This window comes from Alcaligenes sp. 1735tsa3 (assembly GCF_024134565.1).
GTDB lineage: Bacteria > Pseudomonadota > Gammaproteobacteria > Burkholderiales > Burkholderiaceae_B > Alcaligenes > Alcaligenes phenolicus.
Genome location: NZ_CP099862.1, coordinates 3,457,007 through 3,467,883, shown reverse-complemented (window position 1 = coordinate 3,467,883; position 10,877 = coordinate 3,457,007). Strand labels below are relative to the sequence as shown.

Here is a 10,877-nt window from a genome sequence, read left to right as displayed (position 1 = left end):
TTGTTATGTGGCATTTTTTCAATCCAGTTCAGATCGATGCAGGGCATGGGGCTTTTGAGCGTCTGCCCGAACATCTGGGAACACGGCGAGCCATTCTGATTGCCTTTCCCGAGGCGCGTGAACTGGGCCAGTGCGATCGTTTGCAAGCCTTGCTGGGCGATCAACTGGTGGCGATCGAAACCGATATACAGCCCAATCCGGATGTGTCCTGGCTGGCCCCGCTGTATGAGCGCCTGTGGCGTGATCATCCCGATGTGGAGTGCATCATTGCTCTGGGTGGTGGCAGCGTGATCGATTGCGCCAAAGCCATGCTGAGCAGCACGCCTTCGGGCACGTTTTCCGAACTGCTGGACTGCCTGTCTGGCAAGACCAGCCTGAGCCAGCCTCCAGGGCGGGTGCGCAGCCTGATTGCCGTGCCCACCACGGCAGGTACCGGGAGCGAGGTTACCCCCTGGGCAACGATTTGGGACAAGGGGCAGGGGCGCAAGTACTCCCTGCATCTGCCCTGGACCTGGCCTCAGGCCGCCATTATTGATCCGGGCTTGATGCGCAGCCTGCCTGCAGCGGCGACGTTGGCCAGCGGCCTGGATGCCTTGTCGCACGCCCTGGAGTCTTTGTGGAACGTCAACCGCAATCCGGTGTCGGCAAGCCTGGCGGTCTCGGCAGCGCGCCAGATCATGGGCAGCCTGCCACTGCTGATGCAGGACTTGTCCAACCTGGAACTGCGCGGCCAGCTGGCGGTTGCGGCTGTCATGGCAGGACTGGCGTTCTCCAATACCAAGACGGCCCTGGCCCATTCTCTGTCTTACGAGCTGACTCTGGAACAAGGGCTGCCGCATGGCATCGCCTGCTCCTTCAGCTTGCCGCATGTGATGCAAATGGCACTGGGGCAGGATGCCGATCTGGACCGCTTGCTGCTGTCCATTTTTGATGCGCACAACGGCCAGCAGGCGGTGACGGCTCTGGCCCGTTTTCTGGAGGGGCTGGGCGTCAGTACAGACCCGGCCACTTACGGTCTGGCTCCCCAGCAGTGGCAAGAACGAATTGCCCAGGCTCTGGAAGGCCCGCGAGGACGTAATTTCATTGGTGCACAGACTCTGGATGCTGTGCAGGTATAAGCCCGGCTATTGATCCGGTTTGTTTTCAAAACTGAAGGTTTTTCAATAATGACTCAGAATTTCAAGGCTCTGGATACGCTTATGTCGGACAAGGTGGAGGCCGTTATTTTTGACTGGGCTGGCACGCTGGTCGATTTCAGTTCTCTGGCACCGACACAGATTTTTGTGGATGCCTTTGCCACCTTCGGGATTCAGATCAGCCTGGAGCAGGCACGTGGTCCCATGGGCTTGTCCAAGCGCGATCATATCCGTACCTTGCTGGCGACTGAATCGATTCAGGACCAATGGGTGGCCCAGTTCGAGCGTGCTTCCACGGATGCCGATATTGATGCCATCTACGAGCGTTTCATGCCCATGCAGATCGAGAAAGTAGCCGAGTACTCGGCTCCGATTGAAGGGGCGGCAGCTGTTCTGGAGCAGTTACGTGCCAAGGGCATCAAAGTGGGATCCTGCTCGGGCTACCCTCGTCAGGTGCTTGATGTGCTGTTGCCTGCCGCAGCCAGCCAGGGCCTGGCTCCCGATTGCGTTATTGCAGGTGATGAGCTGCCTGCGGGTGGCCGTCCCGGTCCTTTCATGGCTTTGGCCAATGTTCTGGCTTTGGGCGTGGGTGATGTGCGTCGTTGCATCAAAGTGGACGATACCGTGCCCGGTATCGAAGAAGGCCGCCGCGCAGGGATGTGGACGGTGGGCTTGAGCCTCTCGGGTAACGAAGTGGGCTTGTCGCTGGCCGAACTGAAGACTGCTGACCCAGCTGAAGTAAAAGCACGAGTAGAGCGAGCCAGCGAGCGTTTGAGCCAGTCCGGCGCGCATTATGTGATTGAAACCATTGCGGACTTCCCGGCCATTGTCCAGGCAATCCAGGCGCGTCTGGCACAAGGCGAAACACCCTGATTTCGTGGGGGCATTGAATCAGGCGTAAAGGGAAGGGCGGGGCTTTATGCCCCGCTTTTTTTATGCCTGGTATCAGTATGGCCGGGCGTGCTTCAGGTATTGCGCCGTCAGGCGACTAGGCACGTAGCTTGCAGGCGCTGGACAGGGCGCTTTGGTGTTGAGCAATGGCCTCGAAGAAGGCGGCCACCAGGCGCGACTCACGTCGTTCGTGCAGACAGCAGACATGGATTTGCGTCCAGACCGGCTCATTCTGGATACGCACCACCCGCAGGCGCGGGTCTGGCACGTATTCGGACTCGGAGACCGTACCCACTCCCAGGCCACGAGCCACGGATTCGCGCAAGGCCTCCCGGCTGCCGATTTCCATGGCGATATCCACCTTGATCTTGTGTTCATGCAAGGCATCTTCCAGTGCCTTGCGAGTGGTGGAGCCTTCCTCACGCATCAGCAAAGGCTCGCCAGCCAGTTCGTCCAGGGCAATGGCATCGCGCTTGGCAAAGGGATGGTCATGGCGCACAAAGGCAATGACCGGATAACGGGCATAGGGTTGCATGTAGTAGCGGCGCTGGGGCTGGCAACTGGCCACGACGCCGACATCGCAGACGTACTTGTCCAGGTCGTCCAGGACCAGCTCGGAGTTGCCCAGTTTGACAGACAGCTTGATGCGCGGGTACACCGCGTGGAAGGACTCGATCAGTTCGGTGACGTGGTAAGGGCTGACGGCACCCAGTTTGAGGGTGCCGTAGTGCAGCTTGCCCGTGCCATCCAGCATTTGGCGCATGTCGGATTCCAGCGAGATCATGCGCCGGGCCATGGGCAGCATTTCCAGCCCCAGGGTGGACAGCTCGACACGCCGGCCCCGGCGATGAAACAGCTCGGCTCCGTATTCGCGTTCAATCATCTGTATTTGTGAACTGAGCGTGGTGTGGCTCATGTTCAGGGCCCGCGCGGCGGCGGTAAAGCCACCGTGCTGGGCCACCATGACGAAGGCCCGAATCTGGTTGAGCGTCATCGTGTTTCTCTAACTGTTTTTTCCGGGACTGGCTGCCCTATCTTGCCTGATCAGTATGACTAGCGTGCGACACCCATGGCCGGATCACTGATCCCGTCGCGACCATTTTCCAGACGGCCAGCAAAGCGGCGCTCGAAATGTTCGCCCATGGTGGCGGTGAAGTCATACCAGTTGGCCGAGCCCTCCAGCGACCAGCGTGCGTCAATCTGCATGCCGGGGTCCACGGTGTACACCCATGGGCCATCTTCCCGATACGCATTGGCGGCGACCGTGACGGTCACCGCTTCGCTACCCACGTTCATGATGGTCAGGGAGACGATGTTGGCCTTGGGCTCGTAGCAGACGCGGACTTCGGGTTTGGGGCCCTGGCGCAGGGCGTGCAGATTGCCCTTGAAATGACGGTGGTAGCCGTTGGGGCCCAGCACCCACAAGCTGTAGTCGCCGTTCTGGTCTGCGCCCACGGTCCAGGAGTCCGAAATCATCTTGTCGGCTTCTACGGTAAAGCGACGTGGGTACTCGGACAGATGCAGCTCGTCGTACACATGGAACACGGTGCCTTGGGTGCCAGTATTGCTGAAGGTCAGCCAGACCTTGTCCTTGTCCAGATCCACATTGGCGCTGGTATGCAATTGATAAGGCAGGGCACGGGAGGGGCGCAGCATCAGATCCTGTGTGGGCATGGGCTCGGAACCCACAGGCGGCATGGGAACCTTGCCCGCCTGTACTTGCTGTGCCAGTGTGGCATCGGCCTGATCGCGGGTGGGGGCTGACACCAGGGCGGGCTTGTTGGCATTGGGGGACTTGAAGTCAAAGCAGGAGCGCATGTCGCCGAATACGGCTCGACGCCAGGGGCTGATATTGGGCTCCTGCACACCGAAGCGCTGCTCCAGAAAGCGCAGCACGGAGGTGTGGTCAAACTGCTGGGAGTTCACCCAGCCGCCCACGCTCCAGGGAGAAATGATCAGGGTTGGCAAACGGGGGCCGGCACCAAAGGGGCGGCCATCGGGGGGCAGCTTGCGCGAGTCTCCATCCGGGGCGGGCATGGTGTAGTACTCGTTCGAGACATCCACGGTGGACTTGCCGGCCAGAGTGCCGTCGCGGTGACGCCATGGCGGGGCTGGTGGGGGCATGTGGTCAAAGAAGCAGTCGTTTTCGTCGTAGTTCACGATCAGAACGGTTTTGCTCCAGACTTCGGGATTGGCCGTCAGGATGTTCAGCAAACGCTCCAGATACCAGGCACCCTGTCCGGGCACGCCCATGCTGGGGTGTTCGCTGTAAGGGCCAGGGGCCACAATCCAGCTGACCTGTGGCAGGGCACCCATCTCGATATCGTCGGCAATGGCTTGCAGAAAGCCGCCGTCGGGCATGGTATTGCCAAAGCCCTTGTACAAGGGGGACAGTGCTTCCATTTGTGGTGAATAAGTGGCCGAGGGCGAGCCCATCGAGGCCAGATCTTCATTGACCTTGCGGTAGGACGCAAACGCCACTAGCTGATTGTTATTGCTGTTGTTGCCGGGACGGTTGTAGACCTTCCAGCGCACGCCTGCTTCCTGCAGACGCTCCGGGTAGCTGGTCCAGTCCAGCCCGTCTTCGGATGGGCCCAGGCCCCCCCAGTTAGAGTTGGTCACGCAGGCACGCCCGGTGACATTGGCCCCGTTGGTGCCGCTCCACAGGAACATGCGGTTGGTGAAAGTGCCGGTGTTGATGGAGGTGTGATAGGCATCACAGACGGTAAAGGCGTTGGCCAGAGACCAGTGAAAGGACAGGTCCGACTCCTTCAGGTAGCCCATGGCCACATTGGTGTATTTGGCTTTGGGCCAAAAGGCCATGCGGCCGCCGTCCCAAGCCTCCTGCTGGTCATTCCAGTCGTGTGCACCACCCACGCGCAGGGCATTGCCTTTGGTGGCGTCCAGATAATAGGGCTGCACCACGCCGCTGCTGCCTTGCTGACGCCAGACCGATTCGCCCGAGGCCATGGGGATGGTGAAGCGGTCACTAAAGCCGCGTACTCCCGGCATGGTGCCGTAGTAGTGGTCAAACGAGCGGTTTTCCTGCATCAGGATAATGACGTGCTCCACGTCATTGATGGTGCCGGTGGCATTGTTGGCCGGGATGGCCAGTGCTTTCTGAATGGCGGGGGGAAAGGGCCCCAAGGCAGCGGCGCTGGCGGCCAGCCGCAGAAAATTGCGACGATTAAGGTAAGTCATGGGAAAGCCTTGTCGATTGAAGGTAGCAAGAGGGCCAGGCGTGGCAGTGGCCACAGCCTGGTCGGGGGGGCTCTGTCAGGGAGCGCAGTCCAGTTGCGAATTGGGAGTGGCGGGCTTGTCCGTGCCTTGTTCGCCCAGCGAACCGCTGGCCGGAGGCGTGACGATGGGTACCTGCTCACTGCCCGAGCCCGTGTTGCTTGCTGGGGAAGGGTTGCCGCTGCTGCCATCGCTGCAGGCACTCAACAGTAGGGCCGTAACGCTCGTCAGGGCCAGGGTTCGCATCAAGCGAGCCAGAAGAGTCAAAGAGGTCATGGCGTGCTCGCTTAGTGGGTGGACAAGCTGGACAGCGGCTTGTTGGACCAGTAGATCGACTGCAGCTCTTCGTCGCTCAGCACACGATTCCACATGGCCAGATCACCGAACATTTGCTGGGTTGGCGGAGCAACAGCACATTTGCCCACGGTGTAGGGCGGCGTGACCGAGCCATTGCACTTGTTCATCAGGAACTTGCCGGTGCCATCATCGCCAATCCCCCATTGCGGATAGGGAGAGAGCTTGGACAGATCAACAGCGCCGGTGGATTTGCCAGCTGCAACCTGCGTTGTCTGGCCGATGACCGGGTCGAAGATCTGCATGTTCATCTTCTTGGCCACACCGTCCACCTCAAAGGCAATGTAGACCCAGCGGCCTACCGGAATTTGCGTGTAGGGATTGGTGGGGCCGTCGGCACGAACACCGCCTGAACCAATATTGAAGGCCACGCCACACTGGTTCTTGGTGGAGCTGCTGAACAGGCCAATCGCCACACCGGCATTGCCACCGCTGACATAGTTCTTGTTGGACAGGATGGTGACGTTATTGCGGTCAATGCACTGGGGCACCTGATACCAGAAGCCGATGGTGAACTGGGGGCTGCTGCCGGTGGAAATATCAAAGCCTTGTGTCGGCGTCATGCGGTAGCCTTCCAGCCCTTCGACAGTGACATGGTTGGTATCGACCAGCAGCCCATGCGTGCCGCTAAAGGGGCCGGGCACCACTACCCCTGCGGCCGAAGGCAGATCGGCAGAGGCGGGGGCCATGCTGCTGTTGCCTTGTGCATCAACAGGCGGCAGGGTCGCGCTGAAGGGGTAGTAAGAAAGCAGACCGTTGCGCAAGGTGGTGGCCAATGGCACAGGCGGCAAGTAGGAGATGGGCGGGCTGATCAGGTTGCGCCAGGCGGCCTGCTCGCCCGAGCCTGCCTGCACGGTGTAGTCAAACTGATACGTACCTTTGCTGCTCAGGTCGGCCGTCAACTGATTGTCGGTATAGCTTTGTGTCCCTGCGGGCAGACGCGAAGCAATGACCTGGCCATCGCGCAGGATATCGATGGGGGCGTCGGCCGGTGCTTTCCAGTCCAGCTTGATGGCCACGGACGAAGAATTGTTGTCCACGACGGTGGCATTCAGATTGGACACGGCTTGTGGGCCCAGCAGGCTGCTGCCATCGAGCTTGTATTCTGCCGCTGGGGGCAGCGTGTCCAGATAGCGCATGACGGTGGGAGCGACATCAACCAGGCTGTTGTACTGATACAGCTCGGCCAGTGTCTGGGGCAGGCTGGCGCCTATGCCTTGTTCCCCTGTGTTGACGCGTTGGTTGAAGGCCAGGAAGGTAGCGGACTGGGACAGCAAGGGCAGGCCATTGTCTTGCCCATGCTCGCTCAAACCGTGGTTGCCTGTCACGACAATCAACCATTCGCGATCCTGCTGCTTGGCCGTGGCCGCCATCAAGGTACCGATCTCCTTGTCCAGCTTGCTCAGGGTGGCCAGGTAGTCAGGCGATTCGACACCAAAATCCAATGCCGCATCTTTGGCAGAACGGTACTGAACCAGAACCTTGCGGTAGTTTCCTTCAATCATCTTCATTGCCTGGGTGGAGACACAGGACAGGGTGACGGCTTGTGCAGAACAATCGGCCAGCTCGTGCAGACGCTCGGCATCATGGTCAGCCTTGAGCAAATGGGCCAGTCCGCTGGATGCAACGGCCGCGGCATTCTGGCCAGGCTGGGCAGAGTGAAACAGGCTGTTTTGACGCAAGACCTGGTCTGGTGCCGTAGATACCACACCGTGACGATTGGCCCAGGTGCCGGTCAGCAGGCTGGCCCAGCCCGGCATGTCCAGATTGGCTTGTTGGCTGGGGGTGCCCACCACACCGCCGCTATAGGCCAGTTGGACGTTCAGCTTGGCCAGATTGGGGAGGCTGCCCGCTGCCATGCCTTGCTGCACAGCGCGGTAGGTAGCCCCGTCCAGATCAATGATCAGGGCGTGACGAGTGCTGGGTGTGTCAGGCTTTTCCGGATTGGTGGGTGTTTCGGGGTCGGTGGCCGGGCCCGAGCTGGTTTCAGAGCCACCACAAGCGGCCAGAGCGGCAGATAGGCTTGCTACTGCCAGGGCCTTGATCAGGCCTGTTTTGCTGCGTCCTGCGCGGCCCAGGGGCGGGTGTTGCAAGCAGCCAGCTTGGGCCGCGTTCAGATACCGGGTTGCAGAAGGAGGGGGAAAGCCGGGCCCTTGAGAAAGGGGGCTGGCCATGTGCGCATCTCTCATGATTCGATTGCCTTGTCGCTGACGTTAAGAAAGGATCGATCGAATTAGAGCAAGGCAGCATGACGGCCTTGGGTCGATATCCTAGACGTTCATCGTCGTTGCTGTGTATTGGTTCGGCAGATGGTGTTGACGCTCCCAGAGCTCCAGTCGTTCGACAATGAACTGATGCAGCTGGCGCAGGAGCGGGGTAATTTGGGCCCGACCGGCAACCAGCAAGTGCAAGGGCGTCAGCTCCCCGATCCAGTCCTGGCAGATGGCCTGCAAGCGACCCTGGGCCAGATCCTGTGCCACATCGAAATGGGCCTTGTAGGCGATGCCCTTGCCCAGCAGGGCCCAGCGTCGGACAACATCGCCGTCATTGGACACATTGACGGCACGCACACGAATCAGGCTGGCTTGTTCGTCCGGCCGTTCAAAGCGCCAACGGTCATGAACGTCGTCACCCAGCATGAAGCACAGACAATCATGTTCCTGTAATTGGGCGGGGGAGCTGGGCGTACCGCGCCTTTGCAAGTAGGAAGGGGCTGCGCACAGCACACGTCTGTGTTCAGGCGCAATGGGCAGGGCGATCAGATTGGAGTCGGGGGGATGTCCGTACCGAAAGGCCGCATCAATAGGTTCGCTGTACACATTGGCCAGCCGGTCCGACAGATGCAAGCGGATGTCCACACCGGGATTGGCATCTTGAAATTCGTTCAACCACGGCAGCAAGACATTGCGCCCCAGGTCCGAGGGAGCAGCCAGCTTTAACTGACCACGCGAGCCGGGCCCGCCGCTGGCAAGCTGCAGAGCTGCCTGTTGCAAGGTTGACAAGGCCGGACGACATTGAGCCAAAAACACTTCACCTTCCGAAGTCAGACGCAAATGCCGAGTGGAACGCAGGAAGAGCTGGACGCCGGTCTCGGCCTCCAGCCGCTTGAGGGCGGCGCTGGCGGCGGCCGGAGTAATCCCCAGGGACCGTGCGGTGGCGGACAGATTGGCGTTATCAGCCGTACGGACGAAAATTTCCAGATCTTGCAGCGCTTTCATGGCAATCCTTCGGAGACATAGAGAATGTCGTTAAGACACGGTTTTACCGCGATCAGACCCTGATTTTAGGGGTGATTTTCAAATTATTTTTGAAAATGGATTCAAGCCGCCACGGGTTTTTCTGATTCCCCTGGCGTTGCACACTGTGGTTTCGGCTCTGATTATCTGAAGTGGCATTGCCCCACGTCGCCACCAAGAGCCATCCGATTAACGGTGCTTCCAAGGAACAAAGATGAAAGCGATTGGATACAAGGTTTCCCAAGCGATTGAGCAAGCAGAATCTCTACTGGATATTGAACTGCCTGATCCCGTGGCCAGTGGTCGTGACTTGCTGGTGGAGGTAAAAGCGGTGTCCGTCAACCCGGTCGATACCAAGGTGCGACAACGTGGCGGGCCGGATGCTGGGCAGCAGTACAAGGTGTTGGGCTGGGATGCCAGCGGCATTGTGAAGGCGGTTGGCCCCGAGGTCCGCTTGTTCAAACCGGGTAATCGCGTCTGGTATGCCGGTTCGATTGCGCGTCCGGGTACGAACAGCCAACTGCATCTGGTCGATGAGCGCATCGTGGCGCATGCACCCAAATCGCTGGATTTTGCAGCGGCAGCCGCTTTACCCCTGACCACCATTACTGCCTGGGAAATGCTGTTTGACCGTCTGGGGATTGCACCTGGCAAGGCTCCCAGCGGCAAGAGTCTGCTGATTGTCGGGGCGTCAGGTGGAGTGGGCTCCATCATGACGCAACTGGCTTCCCGCCTGACTTCCCTGACCGTGATTGGTACTGCTTCCCGCCCCGAAACCCAGGCCTGGGTGCGTGAACTGGGCGCCCACCATGTGATTGATCACAGCAAGCCCTTGACTGGCGAGCTGGAGCGTATCGGCTACCCGCAAGTGGACTACGTCGTCAGCCTGACACATACCGATCAGCACTTTGAGCAGATTGTTCAGGCCATCGCCCCGCAAGGAAAGTTTGGCCTGATTGATGACCCCGCCAGTCTGGATGTCAGCCAGCTCAAGCGCAAATCCGTGTCCTTGCATTGGGAGTTCATGTTTACCCGCTCCTTGTTTGGCACGGACGACATGCTGGCCCAGCATCGCTTGTTGAGCGAGGTCGCCGACTTGATCGATGCCGGTCTGATCCGCACAACCTTGACCGAGCGTTTTGGCAGTATCAATGCCAGCAATCTGAAAAAAGCCCATGCCTTGCTGGAGTCGGGTAAAGCACGTGGCAAGCTGGTGCTGGAGGGGTGGGACGAGTAAACCGTTTGCTGTATTTAAGCCGCCAACCCGGGTTGCCATATGGCGACAGCGGGTTTTGGTGGTTTGGATTAAACGGTTTATATGCCTTGTTGGGCTTAATGTGCGCTTGAGGGTTTTGCCCGGAGCGTTTTAAAGTTGCTTGCCAGAGTTGTTTACGGACCTCGTTGGCCCCCTCAGGGTGTCTGACGGCTGCTTTCAAACCAGTCCCACAGTGCCTGACGCTCCGGCTCCAGTTCCACCGCCAGGCCACCCGTAAACTCACGCCATGCAGGCAGGTAGGTGTGGGCCACAACGGTCAGCACCGGGTAGCCTTGGTCGATCAAGGCCAGGATCTCGTTATTAAAGCCCTGGCCGTCCGCTTCCATGATTCCAAAGCGATTCACAATCACCAGATCAGCTGGGCTTTCCAGCGCCTGCCGCAGCACTTCGCTGGCTTCCAGCAAGGCACCAATGTCCAGGCAACAGGCGGTGGATTCCGCCCCCAGGTTCTGGGTAATGGGATACAGCGTGCCCTTGTCCAGATCCTGTACCGTGCGCAGGCTATGGTCTTCCTTCTGAATTTCCGGACCTTGCACCAGACCACAGACGCGATAGTTCTTCGCGCGCAATTCCTGCACGAATTCCAGTAGCAAGGCGTCGGCACTGCCTTTGCCTGCGTGCACGATGGCGGCAAGGGCAAGAGGCGGGGAAGTGGTGTCCATCGGGATGTGGCTCCGGGCAGTAGAAAGAGAAGGCAAGGCTCTTTGTACACGCATTTGGCCTGGGCTGGAAAGCGGAAAAACCTCT

At 59.5% G+C, this 10,877-nt stretch carries 9 protein-coding genes; 3 read left to right on the top strand and 6 right to left on the bottom strand.

Annotated features, from left to right (window positions below; genetic code table 11):
* The first annotated feature begins 5 nt into the window (after positions 1 to 5).
* Positions 6 to 1,118, top strand: a complete 1,113-nt coding sequence (gene psrA, locus NIZ92_RS16040; RefSeq protein ID WP_254002262.1) for an iron-containing alcohol dehydrogenase PsrA — start codon at positions 6 to 8, stop codon at positions 1,116 to 1,118.
* A gap of 48 nt (positions 1,119 to 1,166) precedes the next feature.
* The gene (gene phnX, locus NIZ92_RS16035; protein WP_035273427.1) at positions 1,167 to 2,009 is read left to right on the top strand and encodes a phosphonoacetaldehyde hydrolase; all 843 of its coding nucleotides are present in this window, start codon (positions 1,167 to 1,169) and stop codon (positions 2,007 to 2,009) included.
* A gap of 115 nt (positions 2,010 to 2,124) precedes the next feature.
* On the opposite strand, the gene NIZ92_RS16030 is transcribed toward phnX, so the two are convergent.
* The 5 genes from NIZ92_RS16030 to NIZ92_RS16010 all read right to left on the bottom strand — a co-directional run bounded on the left by NIZ92_RS16030 (position 2,125) and on the right by NIZ92_RS16010 (position 8,836).
* Positions 2,125 to 3,021: a LysR substrate-binding domain-containing protein gene (locus NIZ92_RS16030; protein ID WP_052159501.1), complete on the bottom strand. Its 897-nt coding sequence runs from the start codon at positions 3,019 to 3,021 to the stop codon at positions 2,125 to 2,127.
* 59 nt (positions 3,022 to 3,080) lie between these two features.
* Positions 3,081 to 5,228, bottom strand: coding sequence for a phosphocholine-specific phospholipase C (locus NIZ92_RS16025; RefSeq protein WP_254002261.1), 2,148 nt, complete (start codon positions 5,226 to 5,228; stop codon positions 3,081 to 3,083).
* Positions 5,229 to 5,303: 75 nt separating this feature from the next.
* Positions 5,304 to 5,540 carry a hypothetical protein gene (locus NIZ92_RS16020; RefSeq protein ID WP_254002260.1) on the bottom strand — a complete coding sequence of 79 codons (237 nt, stop codon included), beginning with the start codon at positions 5,538 to 5,540 and terminating at the stop codon, positions 5,304 to 5,306.
* Positions 5,541 to 5,551: 11 nt separating this feature from the next.
* Positions 5,552 to 7,807: an alkaline phosphatase family protein gene (locus NIZ92_RS16015; RefSeq protein ID WP_254002259.1), complete on the bottom strand. Its 2,256-nt coding sequence runs from the start codon at positions 7,805 to 7,807 to the stop codon at positions 5,552 to 5,554.
* A gap of 81 nt (positions 7,808 to 7,888) precedes the next feature.
* The gene (locus NIZ92_RS16010) at positions 7,889 to 8,836 is read right to left on the bottom strand and encodes a LysR family transcriptional regulator (protein ID WP_254002258.1); all 948 of its coding nucleotides are present in this window, start codon (positions 8,834 to 8,836) and stop codon (positions 7,889 to 7,891) included.
* 232 nt (positions 8,837 to 9,068) lie between these two features.
* On the opposite strand from NIZ92_RS16010, the gene NIZ92_RS16005 reads away from it, so the two are divergent.
* Positions 9,069 to 10,091, top strand: coding sequence for a zinc-binding alcohol dehydrogenase family protein (locus tag NIZ92_RS16005; protein ID WP_254002257.1), 1,023 nt, complete (start codon positions 9,069 to 9,071; stop codon positions 10,089 to 10,091).
* A gap of 173 nt (positions 10,092 to 10,264) precedes the next feature.
* Here the strand turns inward: NIZ92_RS16005 and NIZ92_RS16000 are convergent, their stop codons facing one another.
* Entirely contained in the window at positions 10,265 to 10,792 is a 528-nt protein-coding gene (locus tag NIZ92_RS16000; RefSeq protein WP_254002256.1) for a DUF2478 domain-containing protein, read from the bottom strand.
* Between the last annotated feature and the right edge of the window lie 85 nt (positions 10,793 to 10,877).